The following is a 19,611-nucleotide window of genomic DNA, read 5'->3' on the forward strand; positions in this document are numbered from 1 at the left end:
AGAAGATAGATAACAGCCATTATTACAACCCTCATGATAAAAAGACAAGAGCCGATGACACCGGTCCTTGTCTTTTTTGTATTCTCCTATTCAAAGAACAGCTCTGCCAGATCCTTTGCTTCAGTCTGCCCGAAATACTTCACAAGCTCAAAGTCTCCAAGAACAGCCTCGATCGACTTTTTGTCGTAATCCGCACCTTCCAGAGCCTTGGATATCTCCGCAACATCCTCGGTTCCGAAGAAGTCGCCGAGGATTACGACATCCTTGAGCTTGCCTCCTACGATATTCGTCGAGATCTCGACCCAACCGAAGGGAAACTTCGCCCCGTTGGAAAAACTTCCCTTCGGCGACTGTCCCCAGTTCCACTCCTTACGTCCGAAACGGCTCTCCTTGATCTTTAAGATCTCCTGACGGTCTTTCTCCATCAGCTTGTACTCCCTAGGCTCCTCGCCGAATTGCCTGAAGATCTCCTTGAGCAACAACGCCTTGAAATCATCGACATCCTTCTCCATTCCAAGATAGGGTTTGATATTGGTGACACGCGCTTTGACCGAGGCGATCCCCTTGGTCACAAGCTTCTCCGGACGAACATTGAGGGCGGATGCGAGGGATTCCATCTTCACATCGAACAAAATACAACCGTTGGAGAGGACGCGTCCCTTCCATATCGACTGAGAGGCTCCGATCACCTTTTTGCCGTCGACCGTAATATCGTTTCGTCCCGATAGTTCCGCCTCAACTCCCATCGCACGAAGAGCTGCCACAATCGGCTTGTAGTAAATCGAAAAATCGATCTTCCCCTTTGCCTGGTCTTTCGTAACAAACGAGAAATTCAAATTCCCCAAATCATGATACACCGCGCCACCCCCGGTGATCCTGCGAACCACCTTGACCTCGTTGGCTTCGATGTAGTCCCGATTGATTTCCGCCCATGCGTTCTGGTTCTTTCCTATAATAACGGCAGGTCCGTTCTGCCAAAGCGTTACATACTCCTCTTCTTCCAAAGGAAGATACTTAAACAGATATTCTTCAAATGAAAGATTGTATTCCGGATCAAAAGAATGAGATTCTACATATAACATTATTTTCGTCTCCTTGCCGGCGCAATATGGATCGCCTTTCCAAAAATTCCTGCTGTAGCTTCCGCAACAGTCTCTGAAAGTGTAGGATGTGCATGGATGGCTCTCAAGACATCCTTGACTCCCATGTTGTTTGCAATTGCCAAAGTACATTCCGATATCAGATCATTGGCATGAGGACCCAGGATGTGTGCTCCAAGCAATTTCCCCTCCGGTGTTGACAAGATCTTTACAAGTCCATCGCCCTCACCCAGAGAAAGCGCCTTACCGTTGGCCGCAAAGTTGAACTTGGATGCCTTGTACTCCATCCCCGATTCCTTGAGTTCTTCTTCGGTAAAACCGACGTGAGCAACCTCGTTGAGGGTGAAAACACAGTTGGGATACGCCTTCATATCAATATCCGGCTCATGCCCCATAAGGTACTCCGCAACCGCCTCTCCCTGTGCACTTGCCACATGTGCAAGTTGAGGATTGTCCTTGACCACATCGCCGATTGCATAGATGCCTTCCACATTCGTCTCGAAGTTCTCGTTGATAAAGATCCCCTTCTCATCGTGCTCCACTCCCAAGGTCTCAAGATTCAAACCGTCGTACACCGGCCCTCTTCCGCTTGCGATCAGGACATAGTCGCCTACGACTTCCACTGTCTCGTCCTTACTCTTGTATTGAGCGACTACGCGAAGAGCATCCCCTTCTTTTTTGATCTCCTTTGCACGGATATCGTTATACGCTTCAATCCCCTGCTTTTTCAACAGCGGAAACAGCCTTCTTCCGATCTCCTTGTCCGCATTCTTCAAGATCCTCGATGCAAGAAGGATGACATGGCTTCCAAGCTCCTGATAAATACTTGCAAACTCAAGACCTATCACACCGCCTCCCACGACGATAAGGGTCTTGGGTACCTCCCTCAGTGCCAGCAGTTCATCGGAGGTGATGACCCCTTCCAAGTCCACTCCCTGTGTTTCGGTCATCTCTGGACGGCTTCCGGTCGCAATGACAACGGCATCGGTCTCAACGCTCTCCTTCTGTCCGTCCGCAGTCAGGATATCCACCCGATCCTTACTTACGATATTCGCCTCTCCGCAAACAAGACGAATATTGGGATAACTTCCGATCAGCTGATTGATCCCTCCTACCAAGGTATCGACGATTTTTGCCCTTCTCTCGTACAAACGTTCTCCGTCGACTTCGGCTTCTCCGATACCAAAGATGGCAAACTCCTTGCCCTTCTTGAGCTGATGCATCAACTCCGCCGTTTTGTAAAGCGTCTTGGTCGGAATACATCCCCTATTTAAACAAGTTCCTCCCAGTCGATCCTTCTCGACCAAAATGACCTCGGCTCCCAACTGAGCTGCTCGAATCGCAGCGACATAACCTCCGGGACCTCCTCCGATCACTGTAATTGTTTTTGACATTAGTTCCTCCTGTATCCAAAAACGGAGAGGAGCCTCAACCCCTCTCCGAATATCGTTATTCTTTTATATACTTCAAAATCGGGTTACGCGCCGCCAAAGTCTCGTCCGGTCTTCTTACCAAGGTGCTGTGAGGCGCTTTTTTAAGCTCCTCCGGATTTTCCTTCGCTTCTTTTGCAATCTCCTTCATCGCTGCAATAAAAGCATCGAGGGTCTCTTTGCTCTCGGTCTCCGTCGGCTCTACCATCAACGCTTCGTGTACAATCAACGGGAAGTAGATCGTCGGGGGATGGAAGCCCTTATCCATCAAGCGTTTTGCAACATCGAGAGTAGATACCTGACCGTCCGCATTGTCTTTAAGTCCTGCAAACACACACTCATGCTTGCAAACTCGGTCAAACGAGATCTTGTAGTCCTCCTTCAAACTCTCCTTGATATAGTTGGCATTCAGAACGGCAATCGTAGATGCTTCCTTAAGTCCGTCACAACCCATCATCAAAATATAGGTGTATGCACGCACCATCATTGCAAAATGTCCTTGAAAGTCTTTTACTCGTCCCATGGAGTTCGGCATATCATATTCAAGATAGTACTTGTCATCTTTTTTCTCCACCGTCGGCTTGGGAAGGAAGGGCACAAGCAACTCCTTTACCCCCACCGGACCGCATCCGGGACCTCCACCGCCGTGAGGTGTCGTAAAAGTCTTGTGGATATTGAGATGGACGACATCAAATCCCATATCTCCGGGCCTTGCATGGCCCATGATGGCATTTGCATTCGCTCCGTCGTAGTACACAAGTCCTCCTGCCTGATGGATGATATCCGTAATCTCTTCAATATGTGTCTCAAAAATCCCCACCGTGTTGGGATTGGTAAGCATCAACGCACAGGTATCCTCTCCTACCACCGCCTTGAGAGATTCGATATCGACCAAACCGTTCTCATCGGACTTGACCTCAATAACGCTGCAACCTGCCATAACGGCGGTAGCCGGGTTGGTTCCGTGGGCACTGTCCGGCACAATGACCTTATCCCTCTTCACATCCCCACGATGCTCATGATACGCCTTGATGATATTGACACCGGTAAACTCTCCGTGTGCTCCCGCTGCCGGATTAAGAGTCATCTTGTCCATCCCCGTAATCTCACAAAGAGAACGATCCAACTCATACATCAGACGAAGAGCTCCTTGAACGGTCTCTTCTTCCTGAAGAGGATGCAGGTTCACAAACCCTTCCAGCCTTGCCATCTGCTCGTTAATCTTGGGATTGTACTTCATCGTACAGGAACCCAAAGGATAGAAACCCGTGTCGATCCCGAAGTTCTTATGCGACAGATTCGTATAGTGGCGGATGATATCCAACTCGAACAGTTCGGGAAAATCAAGCTCTTCCTCTCGCAAAAACTCCTGCGGAATCGCCTTTGTCTCCGGTACATCCAACTCCGGCAGAGAATATGCCTTACGACCTTCTACGGAAAGGTCAAAAATCAATTTATCGTAATTTTTCATTAGATCCCCTCCAATACTTCACATAGACGGTCGATTTCTTCCTTGGTACGCTTTTCCGTTACCGCATAAAGAATCGCATTTTCATACTCCGGGAAGCTTCTTCCAAGGGGATATCCACCCATGATCCCCGCATCCAACAGAGCCTTGTTGATCTTAGCAGGCTCAATGTCGCTTGTAAGAGCAAATTCCATAAAGAACGGATGGTGGAACAGGGGGTTGAACTTTCCGCTTGCGGTCAGCTTCTCAAACGCATAATGCGCTTTGGACGTCGCCTGAAGCCCGACTTCACGCATTCCCCGTTTACCCATGGTACACATATAAATCGTCGCCGCCAATGTCATCAGACCTTGATTGGTACAAATATTGGAGGTCGCCTTCTCACGGCGGATATGCTGTTCTCTCGCCGCCAACGTCAACACGAACGCACGCTTCTGATCCAGATCCACGGTCTGTCCGACAAGACGTCCGGGCAACTTTCTCATATAGGCTTCCTTGGAGGCAATAATTCCGAGGTAAGGTCCTCCGTAGTTCAGTGCAAGACCGAGTCCCTGTGCCTCTCCGACCACCACATCCACTCCGTATTCCGCCGGAGGCTTCAACAAACCGAGAGCAAACGGATCCGTAGCCAAGATCATCGCACACTTCTTCACGCCGTGAGCAATCTCGGTCGCCTTCTCGACATCTTCCAGGCATCCGAAGAAGTTGGGGCTTTGAAGAATGACCCCCGCTGTATTGGCAGTAATTTTCTTTTCCAGATCATTCAGGTCGGTCACCCCGTCTGTAATATCAACCTCGATCAAAGTGATCGCCTGTCCGTGGCAGTAGGTCTTGAGAATCTCCATAGCCTGCGGATTGATGCTCTTGGAAACCACAATCTCTTTTCTTCGAGCATAGTTGCAAGCCATAATCGCCGCCTCCGCATAAGAGGTTCCCCCGTCATAGAGGGAGGCATTTGCCACATCCATCCCCGTCAACCTTGTAATCAACGTCTGGAACTCAAACACATATTGAAGTGTTCCCTGACTGATCTCCGGCTGATAGGGCGTATATGCCGTATAGTATTCCGAACGTGAGATTAGAGCATCTACGATAGAAGGAATATAGTGATCGTAAGCTCCTCCACCGAGGAAGCAGGTCAGATCGTGTACCCCTTTGTTCTGTGACGCACACTCCTTCATCCACTTGACCACTTCCAACTCATTCTTGTGTTTGGGAAGATTCAAATCCTTCGTTAAGCGAAATGCAGCAGGGATGTCGTTGAACAGCTCATCGGTTGAGGACAGCCCGATCTTTGCAAGCATCTCCTTCTTGTCCGCTTCCGTCGTCGGTATATATGGATACATTCTACTCCTCCTTTGATGCAAACTCTTCATAAGCTTCGGGGCTCATCAAACCGTCCAGATCTCCCGCATCGGAAAGGGCGATCTTGATCATCCAGTTCGCATAGCAATCGCTGTTGACAAGAGCCGGATCGTCGCTCAGTGCCTCATTGACCTCTTCGACCGTTCCTCCTGCCGGCATATTTACATCTGCAGCTGTCTTGACCGACTCTACCGATGCAAAGGCCTCTCCCTTTCCGAACTCTTCTCCCTCTCCGGGAAGCTCCACATAGACGATATCTCCCAGATGACTCTGAGCGAAATCCGTAATACCGATCAGTGCGGAATCTCCCTCCACCTTGATCCATTCATGATCCTGTGTATAAAGTAAGCCTTTTTCTATTTTCATTGTTTTTCCTCCCCGGAGTTATTTACTTTTTGTATTTTTGTTCAAAAATCTCTTCGATATCAACTTCGCTTCGACCTCACGGTTTCTTATAAGCACCTTGACCTCGTTGCCAAGCACCGCTTCGTCGGTTTCGACCAACACATTGGCAATCGCTTTTTTGAGAGTGGGGCTCAAATATCCCGTCGTCACATGGCCGATCTCACGTCCGTCCTTTGCAACCTTCATCCCCTCGCGTGCAATTCCCTTGCCCACAAGCTCAAGCCCGATCAACTTACGCTTCACTCCCGCCGCATATTGTTCGCCGAGAGCCTTCTTCCCGATAAAATCTTCCTTGTCCAAGTCAACAAAAAACTTAAAGCCTGCCTCCAACGGCGTGATCTCTGATGAGATCTCATGACCGTAAAGAGGAAGAGCCGCTTCAAAACGAAGCGTATCGCGACAACCGAGACCGCAAGGCTCCAAATCAAACTCCTTACCCGCTTCCAAAACTGCAGTCCAAACCTTCACAATCCCTTCACGAGTCGAATAGACCTCAAATCCGTCCTCTCCCGTATATCCCGTTCTGGAGATCATACAATCGACTCCCGCGATCTTGACATTTCGCCTGAATGCAAAGAAAGGAATCGAAGACAGATCATAGTCGGTCAGCTTTTGTAACGTTTTTTCAGCATCCGGTCCCTGCACCGCAACCTCGCCGGTCTCATCCGAAACATTGGTCACCTCGACATCGAATCCATCCTTGTGATCCAAAATCCATTGATAGTCCTTGTCCACGTTCGCGGCATTGACCACCAAATAAATGTCCTCCTCCGATGCCTTATAGGTGAGCAGATCGTCCACCACACCGCCTTGCTCATCGCACAAAAAGCCGTAGATGACACGACCTTCTCCCAAGGTAAGAATGTTGTTCGTTGTCAGATAGTCTGCAAAACGTCTTGCGTCTTTGCCAAGAAGAGTAATCTCTCCCATGTGTGAAACATCGAACATTCCGACACGGTTTCGCACCGCCTCGTGTTCTGAAACGAGACCCTTGTACTCCACAGGCAGAAACCAACCTGCATAGTCCACCACCTTCCCGCCTGCCTTGAGATGCTCCTCATAGAGAGGTGTTTTTTTTGCCATAATTTGTTTCACTCTCCTTTATCTCCCATCGAAGCGATACCCCCTTTCCACGGGATATGTATTCGATGTATTCAAATTTTTGTTTCCATTTCTATTATAATAAAGTTTGTATTTTCTGTCTATGGAAAAAGCTGTTATTTCTGATAAATTTGGTAGGTTATGTCCCATAACTCAAAAGAATACCGGTATCATCGCCTGACATTTCAAACGAAGAACAGTAGTACAACCTATTTCAACACCTGCATACTACTTGCCTTCGATATCATCGTTCAAACAAAAATAACTCCAGCCTCAAAAAAACGACCCGCTTAGAATCCTAAACAGGTCGTTTCAAACTTTCGTTCCTCTCACAAAACATTATTTTTTTGAATAAAACAGAATTTTGATCTACAAAACTGCTACCGCATTATCTTTTGATACTACTATTCTTTTGAATAGTGGATATAAACAATCTGTGACCCATAGAAGACAACATGGTTTTTCGTCATCGAAAAACAGATATATCCACACTTCTATTGGAGAAGAGTATGATACCCTTATCTATTGGAATTGACAGGTTGAACACTTTGAAAGATATCCTCCTCCAATTCGTTGTTCGATAAGGATATCTGTTTCATATCCGGCATTTCAAATGGAGAAGAGTATGAACAACACCATATCATTCTAACACAGAGGTGCAAACAACCTCTTGACTCCGTCCCATACAAGCTTGAACAATCCCGATCTCATATCCTCAAGTCTCCTCTGACGACACTCCTTTTGAAGATCCTGCATATCCTTCTTGAGATCCTTCAACAAAGAAGCCTTGTAGAAGATGGAATTGCACTCAAAGTGCAGGAACAAACTTCTATAATCCAGATTGACCGTGCCGACCGTCCCCATCACATCGTCCATGATACACGCCTTCGCATGAAGAAAACCCGGAGTATACTCGTAGATGTTGACACCCGCCTCAAGCAGAGGCTTGTAATAACTGCGCGACAACTCATAGACGGACTTTTTGTCGGGAATCCCCGGCATATAGATCCTCACATCAATCCCCCTCCTCGCCGTCCTGATCATCACATCAAAGAGTTGCTCTCCCAGCATAAGATAAGGGGTATAGAACCATATATACTCTGTCGCCGCCTCAAGCATCTCGATATAGAGGTTGTAACTGTGAGGAAGCTTGTTCGCCGGAGAATCATAATAGGGAAGAATGTAACCGTCTTCGCCATCCGCCTGCATGTTCCTCTCGATATCAAACTCAATCTTCTCCTCTGAAAACGCTGACCAAAACTCACAGAACATAAAAGTATAGCTTTGGACCGCCGCGCCCGTGATCTTGAACCCCACATCCTTCCAGTATCCGAACCTCTCTATCTCATTGATATACTCGTCTGCAAGATTCATCCCTCCACTAAAAGCAACTCTATTGTCAATAACGAGGATTTTCCTGTGATCCCTGTTGTTGAGAGCACCGCTCAACCACTTCAGGGGATTAAACGCAACGATCTTAATCCCCTTGCTCCTAAGTTCGCGGGCGTTCCTTCCTGAAAACGTGCTGATACTTCCCACATCGTCATAGATGACGCGAACATCGAGACCTTCTCTTACCTTCCTCTCCATGATTTCGACCATACTCCTCCACAGAGAACCGTCCTCCACGATAAAATACTCGACAAAGATAAACTTCTCCGCCTTGTTCATCTCCTCAAGCATATCGGCAAACAGAGCCTCTCCGGTGGAATGATAGATCGCCGTCTTGTTTCTGAGCAGAGGAAACCCGGACATCTTCGAGATATAGCCGAAAATCTGCCCAATCCTCAGGTCGTCTCTCGCAAGCTCAGCCATGACCTCCTCATCCTGATCGAGATACCTCCCCCAGTCCTTCCTAGACTCCTCCAGCCTCAGTTGCAACTTCTTCCCCGTCCTTCTGTTCCCGAACAACAGGTACAACACCGTACCCAAAAACGGAAGGACCAGAATGACAAGAAGCCATAACATCTTGTAAGCACTTTCTTCCCTGTTCGAAACAATGTAGAGAACAAACAGAAACGCCAACAAAGACAGCCCCATCTGTATCAGTGCCGAATACGCGGACAACCACGTCAAAAGCACATAAATCCATACACTCTGAACGACCAAGGCGGGTAGGACCGCCAAGACCCTGCCTCCCAATATCTTTTTGTGATTTACCTGACCTTCCATCCTTACCTCTCCTTCCTCCAAAACAACAACCTCGGACCATTAAAATAAGGACCTTCTTCGAGCCGTAACCGTCCGATAGCAGGATATGATCCCTCTTAACGCAAATAGACCTTGGAAACCGACTCGGAATGGTTGGCAAATACCATCGCCCCGTAAGTACAATCGAAGCCGATGATATCTCCGACCTTTACTCCGCCGGGTACTTCCTCGACATCCAAGATCAGATGGTCGCTGGAACCCCCGAGAATCTCCGCACCCTCCAACCTTACCTTGAGATAATCGAAGCTGCCCACATCTCGTTTTCCCAAAGCGAGCAACGCCCTCTTTCTCATCCCCTTGTCCTCAAACTGCGGAGTATTTCCGAAGGCATCAATGAAGATCTTGCCGATCGGATGAGAGGCCTTGGTCTTTACTTCGATGACTTCCGCCTTGATCCTGTAAATATCTTGGTTCATAAAGGGCATTTCACACTTCCAATCATCGATCAGATCTCTGGAAACTACAATCCCTTCTCCGATCCTCAGATGATTGATCCCCTCCGGCACCTGCTTCTTGAGCACAAGGGGCAGGGTAGAAGTCGCGCCTCCGGACACATAGTCCAGCTTGCGATCGATCTTCTCCTCGATTTTGCGAGCAATGCCGACCAAACGTCCCAAATTTGTGTTATCCGGAGAAATCGCACCATAACAGCCCAGGTTCGTTCCGATTCCCTTCAGACGTAGAGAAGAACACTCATGTTCAATATACAGAGCCGCCTCAATCAGCTCTTCCTCATCGAAGAAACCCTCTCTCAAATCTCCCAAATCCATCATCAGAAGGACTCCGTGCATGACCTTCTGCTCTTCTGCCGCCTCATTCGTCAGCTTGATGACTTCCATCTCCGATTGCAAAGAGATATCCGCATATCTCACGACCTCCTCAAGCTCAGACTTCATCGGGATACGTATCAACATCAATTCGCCCTCAAACCCATCTTCTCTCATCTTTCGAATCGTGTTCATCCTGGAATCCCCGATGGAAACACACCCGCTGTCCAAAAGCAACTTGGCGATCTCATTGTAACCGTGCTTATAGGTATCCACCGCCTTGACGACTCCCGTAACCTTTATGTCGCACTCCTTACACCTGCTCACAATATTTTCAGCATTCTCCTTGAGATGCTTCAGGTTGATTTCCATAACCGGATAACTTTGTATTGTCTGCATACATACCTCCTTGTTCATTCACAATACTTCAAGAGCCGATCCTCAAAAACCGACTTTGAAGTCCCTGACTCGTGCCCGAGAGAAAAAACAACTGTTCTCTCATAAAAAAACCGAGGTTTTTTCTCAAGACAGATCGTCGCAACATTTCTGTTGTAGTCGCAGATGGATAGATCCTCCTACATCATCTCCCCATCATAATGAGGATGGGTCAATAGCATAGTTGAACTTACTGCGAATATCAACGTACCGACACACTGCGACCTCTACAGCGGTCTGCGATCTCCGAACAGAGCTCGCCTCGATATGCTCTCGACACATTTTCCACAACAGAACCTGATTATAAGTATACCATATTTTTCCCCTCAAGAGAAAGACCGTCCTTCTTCGATCGAACAGCCGTATAAAAGCAAAAAATAAGAGGAAGTTCAACAAAGGGTCGAATCTTCCTCTTATTTTAATATTTGCCTATCATTATTTATCAAAATATCTTTTTATATCGAGTTTGTTCCTCAAGTCCTATCTCTTCGCTTGGATGGTGATCATCTTGGTTTTGTGTTCCCAATTAACACTTGCCTCCAAGCCCAATTCCTTGAGGGCTTGCTGAACATCTCTGAGCGGAAGCAGGACTCTTCCGTTTCTCATCATCATCGGAGCACTCATTGCCTTCTCCACTCCGTTTACCTTCATCGTCTTTTTGCCTATGGTCAATTCGACCTTCTTTCCTTCATAGACAAAGACTGCCGTTTTGCTCTTGGAGTTGTAACTCACGCTTACTCCCAGAAGTTCGCCGACCGCTCTTGCCGGCAACATGGTCTTGCCTTTTTCGATGATTGGAGGTGTGTCGAGTTTCTTCTTGACGAGAACTCCTTTCTCCAGAGCTTGGTAATCCAAAGATCCGATCTTAAGCACTCCCGCGGTCTTCATCGCACTTGGAGCCTTGGTTTCGTGTTTGGGCGAACTCTCGTCGAAGACTTCGACGATATCAGGTTTTTGGATCAGGTCTTCCTTCGGTGCCTTCGGCATCTCCGGTTTCTCCGGTTTGTCCTTGTCGCCTCCGCCGGAGCCTGTTCCCGTGCTCGTACTGCTGTTCCACTTCGCATAGAGGATCATATCCGCCGTTACGGGATCGGAGAAGTTCCATGGGGTCGTATAAGCCGTATCGGTATACCACCCATCGAAGGTGTAGCCCGCTCTGGTAGGCGGTACAGGAGGTGCTGCCGGAGTCCCCGGTGCGACATATGCAGGTGCGACCGCACTTCCTCCCTGCGAGTCAAAACTGACAGCTAAGTGTCCGATCGGTGCAAAGTTCGCTGTGACCTCTACATTGCTTGACGGCATTACAAAGGTGGTAGACGGCGTTGTAACATTGGCAAAAGCTACTCCTACATCACTGGTCCAATTGACAAAGCGTTGTCCGATCGGTGCAGGGTCTGCCGTGACGGTGACCCTTGCTCCCGCAGCTGCCGTTGCAAGGTCGGAGGTCCCTCCTGTGACCCTTACCGTATAGGTGCTTGTGCCTGTACTCCACTTCGCATAGAGGATCATATCCGCCGTTACGGGATCGGAGAAGTTCCAAGGAGTCGTATAAGCCGTATCGGTATACCACCCCTCAAAGCTGTAGCCCTCTCTGGTAGGAAGTACAGGAGGTGCTGCCGGAGTACCCGGTGCGACATATGCAGGTGCGACCGCACTTCCTCCCTGCGAATCAAAAATGACGAGCAGGTCGCCTGTCGAAGCAAAGTTCGCCTTGATCGTTACATCGCTGTCGGGCATAGTAAAGTCGGTGGATTCCGATGATGCATCCAGAAACCTTACCTCCACATCACTGCTCCAACCGATAAAGCGTTGTCCGCTCGGTGCAGGGTTTGCCGTTACCGTAACTGTCTCTCCCGCACTTGTCGTTACAAGATCGGAGGTTCCTCCTATTACTGTGACCGTATGGAACACCGCACCCGTATCGCGTTCCCACTTGGCAAAGAGAAGCATATCGTCATTTACAGGTTGAGTGAAGGACCACTCATTATCGAAGGTGTCTTCCTTATACCAGCCCCTGAAGATATGGCCCTGTCTTTGGGGATCCTCCGGCTTTGGTACCGGTGTGTTTTTTGGGATATACTCATAAAAAGCCGTACCGTCCCCCACGTGAAAACTGACAACAAATTCTTGGTCGTTATATGAGACAAGTTTCAATTGGACCTTAAAGACGATATTATCTCCCTCTCCGACAGTATTTACCTTATCAGGGGTATTGGGAGCTGTTTGCATAAATCCGGAATCGCTAAACTCGTCAAACAGGTCCTCATCGGTAAAGGATTCCCCCTTACGTGCATGGAGTATGAAAGGTATACTATCATCCATATCCGTTCCATCCGGTCTCAGAAACTTAACTGTGACCCTCTTCTTTCCTGCTCCCGGTTGAAGAGTTACCGTATAGGTCGCATTGTCCTCAAGCTCTTGTTCCTCATTCGGATCAACCACATCGAAAGGACTTCCTCCCTCCTTGGTATAGGAGTAGGAGTCGTTAAAACAAGTGAGTTTGACATTACGCAGCCCCTTAAACTTTAGGAATTTCAAGTCCTTCATTCCATCAAATGCTTCTGTAGCATCGACATCACTGACATTCCAAGTGCTTAGATCCAGTTCCTCAATCGAAGAATCTTCAAACATAGATTGCATCGTTTCTAGCTTTTCGGGTCTCCATCCGCTTACATCCCCTTTAAACGATTCTGCCGAATAAAACATTTCGTCCATATTCGTTACCTTCGAGACATCCCAAGCACTTATATCGGGATTCGCCTTGCCGCTCGAACTGAACATACCTTTCATATTCTCTACCTTGGAGACATCCCAAGCACTTACGTCGGGATTTGCCTTGTAGGTAAAGCGGAACATACCGCTCATATCCGTCACCTTGGAGACATCCCAAGTACTTACATCGGGATTCGTATTGTCGGCCGAAAAGAACATACAATACATATTGGTCACATTGGAGACATTAAAGTCTGCAGGCAGTTCGATCTCTCCGTCAAACTCCGAAAAAAATCCGAAAAACTTTCCATCGTCTTCGATACGCGTATCGTCGGGCAGAAGGATGGCGTTGCTTTCAAAGCGAAGGGTAAAGTCGCTGTTGTTATCCCAAGCGTCACGTCCTTTAAAATTCTCTTCACTGAACTTTCGTGCAAGTTCCTTCCACTTTCCGTTTTCGATCTTGCCCGAACCGTGGACGGTAAGAGTTTGAGCTGTCTGGTCCCAAGTAGCCTTGACCGTCCCTCCCGCGTTCAGTTCGAAGTCGTTAATCGTCTCGATCGGTGTGACCTCCGCATGGGCGACTGCTCCCCGGAGGTCCGCCGTCCACAGACCGAAGGTCATCAGAAGGCTGAGCATCAGAGCCAGGAGCCTTCTTGAACCTGTACTGCTTGTTGTTTTCATAGCTATTATCCTTTCTCTACATTTGTTTCGGCGAATACGAATTTCGCCTGACTACCCCTTGTGTACAACCGCCTCCTTCCTCTTTCTGTTCCTGTTTGTACTATGTCCAATCCAAAAGTGACCGGTTACATACTTTGAAGCATAGCATCCTTCAACTTGTTTTTTAGCGACGATATACTTGGTATATCCGGCATTTCAAACGGAGAATAGTACGAATTGCGTTTTCTTTTGATGAAATTTTCGCGCAATTATGTATTTTTATCTTAGCAGAAAAGAGGTGTTTCGTATATTACCCAAAAGGATTACTTTTGTCTACTCCCATTGCGTGTACTTGAATTTTCAAAGGGTATAGCTTTTAATCTTTTTTAAAATTTTTTCATATTCTTTGCTTTACACTATTTTCCGGTGCAATTGACAGGCTGAATATCTTGAAGCATATCTTCTTCCGAATTGTTTTTTGGCAATGATATTTGTGCATATCCGGAATTTCAAGAGAAGAATAGTATTGGAACCGTTTTTCCAAAGAGAAACATAAACAGAATACAAAAAAACTTGAAGGCAAAACGTAGGTATTGCGCCTCCAAGTTTTATAATGCTTGCTTCTATTCTGATGTTGTTTTTCTCCTATGCCGTTTCCTCGGGTTTTTTTCTCTTACTGTTTTTTCGTATCACAACAAGAGGCTCCGCCCCGTCTGTAATACATTCTTTGGTAAGGATTACTTTTTCAATATCTTGGCGTGAAGGGATCTCATACATGATATCAAGCATAACTTCTTCCAAAATACTTCTAAGACCCCTTGCTCCCGTTTTTCGTTCCAGAGCCTTTTGTGCAATTGCTTCAAGAGCATCCTGCTGAATCTCCAACTCGACATCGTCGATATGGAAGAGTTTCTGATATTGTTTAAGAAGTGCGTTCCTAGGCTCTTTCAAGATACGGATCAACGCAGCCTTATCCAAGTTATCCAAAGAAACGATGAGAGGGACCCTGCTCACAAACTCCGGGATCAGCCCGTATTTCAAAAGGTCTTGAGGTTCCGCCTTGCTGTAAAAAGAACTGCCGTCCTCAAAATTCCTATCTTTCTTTGTTGCTCCAAAGCCCATCGTCTGTTTTCCCTGACGTTTTTTTATGATATCTTCAATTCCGTCGAAGGCTCCTCCCAAGATAAAAAGGATATTGGTTGTATCAATCTGGAGAAAATCCTGATGGGGATGTTTTCTACCTCCCTGTGGAGGTACATTTGCCTTAGTAGCTTCAATGATTTTGAGCAAGGCCTGCTGGACTCCTTCTCCCGAAACATCTCGCGTAATCGAAGGATTGTCCGATTTTCGTGCGATCTTATCGATTTCGTCAATATAAATAATCCCTTTTTCCGCCCTTGAAATATCAAAATTTGCCGCCTGGATCAGTTTGAGAAGGATGTTCTCCACATCTTCTCCCACATAGCCCGCCTCAGTCAGTGCGGTAGCATCGGCTATGGCAAAGGGTACATTCAGGATCTTTGCCAAGGTCTGTGCCAAAAGAGTTTTTCCCGAACCGGTGGGGCCAAGCATCAATACATTTGATTTTTGGAGTTCAACTTCACTTTCATTCTTTCGGTTTTGAACCGGGGAGTTGATGCGTTTGTAATGGTTATAAACAGCAACCGCCAAAGCTTTCTTTGCCCGATCCTGTCCGATTACATAGGCATCAAGAATCTCTTTTATCTCGTTCGGTTTTGGAAGTCCCGTCATTTCGTTGGCAGCCACCTGTCCGAACTCTTCATCTATGATGTCTTGACATAGTTTTACGCATTCATCGCAGATATAGATGTCCGGTCCGGCGATTAGCCTTTTTACCTGCTCTTGCGTTTTTCCGCAAAAGGAACACCTATATTGTCGTTTTTCATCACTTCTGGACATTTACCAAATACCTCCTTGTAATTCCAACTTATATGCTCTTTTCGATAACCTTATCTACAAGCCCGTACTCCAAAGCTTCTTCGGCGCTCATAAAGTGATCTCTCTCTGTATCCGCTTTGATTTTTTCGATCGGTTGACCCGTTCTCTCTGCCAAGATCTCGTTGAGCTTTTCCTTCATTTTTAAAATCCTTTCCGCCTGGATCTGAATATCCGTTGCCTGACCCTTCGCTCCTCCCAAGGGTTGATGGATCATGATCTCCGAGTTGGGAAGTGCATACCGCTTTCCCTTCTCTCCCGCTGCAAGCAAAAAGGCTCCCATCGATGCCGCCATCCCAATACATATGGTGGATACATCACATTTGATATACTGCATGGTATCGTAGATTGCCATTCCCGATGTGATGGAACCCCCCGGAGAATTGATATAGAACATAATGTCCTTATCCGGATCCTCCGCTTCCAAAAACAACATCTGTGCAACGACCAAAGATGCCGTTACATCATTTACTTCTTCCGACAGGAACACGATACGGTCTTTCAGCAGCCTGGAATAGATATCGTAACTTCTCTCTCCTCGACCGCTCTGCTCTACAACAATCGGTACATATGCCATAGTTCTTACTCCTCCTCATATATAATGATACTGTCATCTATGTTCAATGTACTGTTTGAATCCTTTCGGAGTATATAAGCGACCGGATCGTTTTCCGACACCTATATACTTTAGATCCCGCATTTCAAACAGAGAATAGTATGAACAATATCGATTTTCGTTCTTTGCTTAATTCCGTCTTCTTTGTAGCTATTTCATAGTAACATATAAAAAACAGAAAAGCAAAAATTTAGACGGTTTTTTTCCTGTTTTTTATGCAAGTACACAGTTCATACTATTTTCCAATAGAAGTATGGACATATCCGTTTTTCAACCTACGAAAAATGGGTTTATCGTCTATGGTCACAGACTCTTTATCTCCACAACTCAAAAGAAGAATAGTATCACAACCATACAAAGAATGTGTGAACGAAGATCGGGATCTTATCCCCGCTTCCTATCACATTCTCTTATCTCGATACATCTCAAACGATGGGTTCTCTACAAAGATATACCCCTATCTTATCCAAACTGAAACAGATTTTTTTGCAGAAAGAAAATGGAGAAGAATCTTCTCGATCATTCTTCTCCAATGTCTATATTGTAACGGCAAGTTGAAATTCATAGTGATTCCTATGAAAATACCGCATAATTCCAAAAAGCAGAAAAAATTCAGTTTTTCTTGGACAAACACATTTCTGAAATCTCTTGTTTTAGAGGTTTTTTATATCTCGCAAAACAAAAGAACAGGCATTTAATATCTTTGTGCGGTACTTCCCTATTTTTGTATGCAATCTTTCGGTTCATAGCCGAGATAAGAAATAAAGACAACTGTCAATACACTAGTGTTTTTCCGCAAGGAAGTCGATGGTTTTTCTGAAACGGATGTTTTCCTTCATAGGTTCATTACCTTCTGCGCCTAACAGTTCTTTGATTTTATCCACTTCCATATTGTATTGCTCGGACATTTTCACAAATTCCGCTTCAATGTCATCCTGCGTGGTCTCTATTTTCTCAACGTCTGCGATTTCAAACAGAACCAAGGTGTTTTTTACCTTCTTTTCCGCTTCCGCCCGCATTTGGTTCTTGATGTCTTCCTCCGTCGTTCCCGTGTACTTGAAGTAGTCTTCTACATTCAGACCTTGATATTGAAGGTTGTGAGAAAATTCATGGAACATACTGTCCACTTCTCTGTCCACCATGATGTCAGGTATCTCTACCGTTGCGTTTTCGACCGCTTTGTCGATCAAAGCGCTTTTATAGACGTTATCCGCCGCCTTTTGTTTGCTGTCAAAGATCTTTGCTCTTACATCGGCCCTAAGTTCGTCCAAGGTGTCGAAGTCGCTGATGTCTTTGACGAATTCATCGTCAAGTTCCGGCAGTTCCTTTTCTTTGATCTCATGCAGGATTACGTTGAATACGGCTTCTTTGCCTGCCAAGTTCTCAGCCGGATATTCTTCCGGGAAGGTCACGGTGATGTCCTTCTCTTCTCCAAGCGCCATTCCCGCAACCTGCTCTTCAAACCCTTCGATAAAGGATTTGGAGCCTAGGATAAGGCTGTGTCCTTCTGCATGACCGCCTTCGAACTCTACACCGTCTATGCGTCCCGTAAAGTCTATCAATACGGTATCACCTTCTTTTGCGGGTCTGTCTTCAATGGTTACCATACGTGCATTTTGATCGAGTTTCATTTCGATGTCTTTTTCCACTTCTTCTTCCGTGACTTCGACTTCTTCCTTTTCGACCTCGAGATTTTTATACTCGCCCAAGGTCACTTCCGGCGTTACATAGACCGAAACGGTAAGTTCAAGGTCTTCTCCTTTTTGGAATTCTCCCATGTCTTCGATCTGCGGTTGAGAAATAACATCCAGCTCGTGCTTGTCTACGGCATCCTTAAATACGGAGGGGAAAACTTCGTTCAACGCATCTTCAAAGAATACGCCTTCTCCGTAATGTGCCTCAATGATCTTCTTGGGAGCCTTTCCCTTACGAAACCCGGGGATCGATATCTTATGCCTGTTTTTCTTATAGGCCTGTTGCTCCGCTGCCAAAAAATCTTCACCGCCAATGTTCAACTTTAAGGTCACTAAGCTGCCTTCTTTTTTCAAAACCTCACTCATCTTAAATACTCCTCCTATATATTTATTTCTTTTGGATTCAATATAATTATTCAGAGTTTGTAAAACCACACCCAACCCTACTCTATCTCATTGTGAAAACGTCTGCGAAACAGTTTTCATTTCTCTTGCATCCAAAAATACAGTTTTTAACTTATTAAGTATATCACGAAATCCGGTATTTTTGTAAATTTTTTTTATTATTTTTTTCTCTCGTGCCCGAGAGGGAAGATTTTTTGATTTGTCCGCCTTTAGTCTTCTTTTTTCTGTTATAATTACACTATACTAAAAATATAAGCAGCTTGAACTTCTTGAAGCTCAAGGTTGCAAAAAAAGGAGTTATCTTTATGTACGAATTTATCAAAGTGTTTATCTTGGGAATTGTCGAAGGGATTACGGAGTTTTTGCCCATCAGCAGCACGGGACATCTGATCTTGGTGCAACAGTTCATCTCTCTCGAGCCGGAGAGATTTGCCAATGCGTTCAGCGTCATCATCCAGCTGGGTGCCATCTTATCTGTGGTAGTGCTCTATTTCAAAAAACTCAATCCCTTTGACCGGGATCTCTCACCTGCTCAAAGACAAAACACCTTCATTCTGTGGTCAAAGGTAATCATCGCGGTTCTTCCCGCTACGGTTTTAGGTCTTCTCTTCGATGACCTGATCGACAAGTATCTCTTTAAACCCTTACCGGTTGCCGTCACATTGATCGTCTGGGGGCTTGTCATTATCCTGATAGAGAAGAGATCGCCTTCTTCGTTCAAGTTCAACTCCATCTACGAGATTAGTTACAAAACTGCTTTTCTGATCGGTTTATTCCAATGTCTTGCTATGATACCCGGAACCTCACGTTCCGCTGCGACCATCATAGGTGCTATGCTCCTTGGAACTTCCAGAACGACTGCTGCGGAATTTTCCTTCTTTCTGGCAATCCCTACGATGCTTGGTGCAACCTTACTGAAGGTGATCAAAGTGGGTCTTGCTTTTAGCGGATTTCAATGGGCTTTGATCTTATTTGGAAGTGTCGTTTCTTTTGTGGTCGCTCTTCTGGTTATCAAAAAACTGATGCTTTATATCCAAAAGCATAATTTTTCGCTCTTCGGTTATTACCGCATTGTTTTGGGTACTGTGGTGCTTCTTTCGTCCTTGCTTTTTAAGCTTAAGCTATAGAGTGTTTGGATGCCGCTTCATCTTCGAACTTTGTATATTCTATGGAAGAAAGACGCCTTTTGTATTTAGGACATATCGCACAATTCCGGAAATAAGCCTAAAATCAATTTTGTATGAAGAATGAAACTCTTGAAAACATTGATAAGACAAACTTTTATA

At 46.0% G+C, this 19,611-nt stretch carries 13 protein-coding genes; 1 reads left to right on the top strand and 12 read right to left on the bottom strand.

Translation table 11 applies throughout. The annotated features are described in order from the left end of the window. Positions 1-86: 86 nt before the first annotated feature. The 12 genes from ACFO4R_RS05000 to tig form a co-directional block, all read right to left on the bottom strand. On the bottom strand, positions 87-1,082 hold the full coding sequence (locus tag ACFO4R_RS05000; RefSeq protein WP_379787940.1) for a lipoate--protein ligase: 996 nt from the start codon (positions 1,080-1,082) through the stop codon (positions 87-89). After that, the gene (gene lpdA / locus ACFO4R_RS05005) at positions 1,082-2,494 is read right to left on the bottom strand and encodes a dihydrolipoyl dehydrogenase (RefSeq protein ID WP_379787941.1); all 1,413 of its coding nucleotides are present in this window, start codon (positions 2,492-2,494) and stop codon (positions 1,082-1,084) included. The genes ACFO4R_RS05000 and lpdA overlap by 1 nt, the downstream gene beginning before the upstream one ends. Before the next feature lie 55 nt (positions 2,495-2,549). After that, positions 2,550-4,001, bottom strand: a complete 1,452-nt coding sequence (gcvPB, locus tag ACFO4R_RS05010; protein ID WP_379787942.1) for an aminomethyl-transferring glycine dehydrogenase subunit GcvPB — start codon at positions 3,999-4,001, stop codon at positions 2,550-2,552. After that, positions 4,001-5,344, bottom strand: a complete 1,344-nt coding sequence (gcvPA, locus tag ACFO4R_RS05015; RefSeq protein WP_379787943.1) for an aminomethyl-transferring glycine dehydrogenase subunit GcvPA — start codon at positions 5,342-5,344, stop codon at positions 4,001-4,003. Before gcvPA ends, gcvPB begins: the two co-directional genes overlap by 1 nt. A 1-nt stretch (position 5,345) precedes the next feature. After that, complete coding sequence (gene gcvH, locus ACFO4R_RS05020) at positions 5,346-5,729, bottom strand: glycine cleavage system protein GcvH (protein ID WP_379787944.1); 384 nt, start codon at positions 5,727-5,729, stop codon at positions 5,346-5,348. 18 nt (positions 5,730-5,747) lie between these two features. Continuing rightward, entirely contained in the window at positions 5,748-6,851 is a 1,104-nt protein-coding gene (gene gcvT, locus ACFO4R_RS05025) for a glycine cleavage system aminomethyltransferase GcvT (RefSeq protein ID WP_379787945.1), read from the bottom strand. A gap of 663 nt (positions 6,852-7,514) precedes the next feature. After that, positions 7,515-9,041: a cardiolipin synthase gene (gene cls / locus ACFO4R_RS05030; protein ID WP_379787946.1), complete on the bottom strand. Its 1,527-nt coding sequence runs from the start codon at positions 9,039-9,041 to the stop codon at positions 7,515-7,517. Positions 9,042-9,136: 95 nt separating this feature from the next. Beyond that, a complete protein-coding gene (locus ACFO4R_RS05035) occupies positions 9,137-10,246 on the bottom strand; it encodes an alanine racemase (protein ID WP_379787947.1) in 1,110 nt (369 codons plus the stop codon). Between the two features lie 516 nt (positions 10,247-10,762). Then, positions 10,763-13,675 carry an InlB B-repeat-containing protein gene (locus ACFO4R_RS05040; RefSeq protein ID WP_379787948.1) on the bottom strand — a complete coding sequence of 971 codons (2,913 nt, stop codon included), beginning with the start codon at positions 13,673-13,675 and terminating at the stop codon, positions 10,763-10,765. Between the two features lie 624 nt (positions 13,676-14,299). Further along, positions 14,300-15,574, bottom strand: coding sequence for an ATP-dependent Clp protease ATP-binding subunit ClpX (gene clpX, locus ACFO4R_RS05045; protein ID WP_379787949.1), 1,275 nt, complete (start codon positions 15,572-15,574; stop codon positions 14,300-14,302). A gap of 28 nt (positions 15,575-15,602) precedes the next feature. After that, positions 15,603-16,187: an ATP-dependent Clp endopeptidase proteolytic subunit ClpP gene (gene clpP, locus ACFO4R_RS05050; RefSeq protein ID WP_379787950.1), complete on the bottom strand. Its 585-nt coding sequence runs from the start codon at positions 16,185-16,187 to the stop codon at positions 15,603-15,605. An 821-nt stretch (positions 16,188-17,008) separates the two neighbouring features. Continuing rightward, positions 17,009-18,286: a trigger factor gene (gene tig, locus ACFO4R_RS05055; RefSeq protein ID WP_379787951.1), complete on the bottom strand. Its 1,278-nt coding sequence runs from the start codon at positions 18,284-18,286 to the stop codon at positions 17,009-17,011. Positions 18,287-18,630: 344 nt separating this feature from the next. Between tig and ACFO4R_RS05060 the strand changes: the two genes are divergently transcribed. Continuing rightward, a complete protein-coding gene (locus tag ACFO4R_RS05060; RefSeq protein ID WP_379787952.1) occupies positions 18,631-19,452 on the top strand; it encodes an undecaprenyl-diphosphate phosphatase in 822 nt (273 codons plus the stop codon). Positions 19,453-19,611: the final 159 nt, after the last annotated feature.

This window comes from Filifactor villosus (assembly GCF_042652965.1).
Classification (GTDB): Bacteria; Bacillota; Clostridia; order Peptostreptococcales; family Filifactoraceae; genus Filifactor; species Filifactor villosus.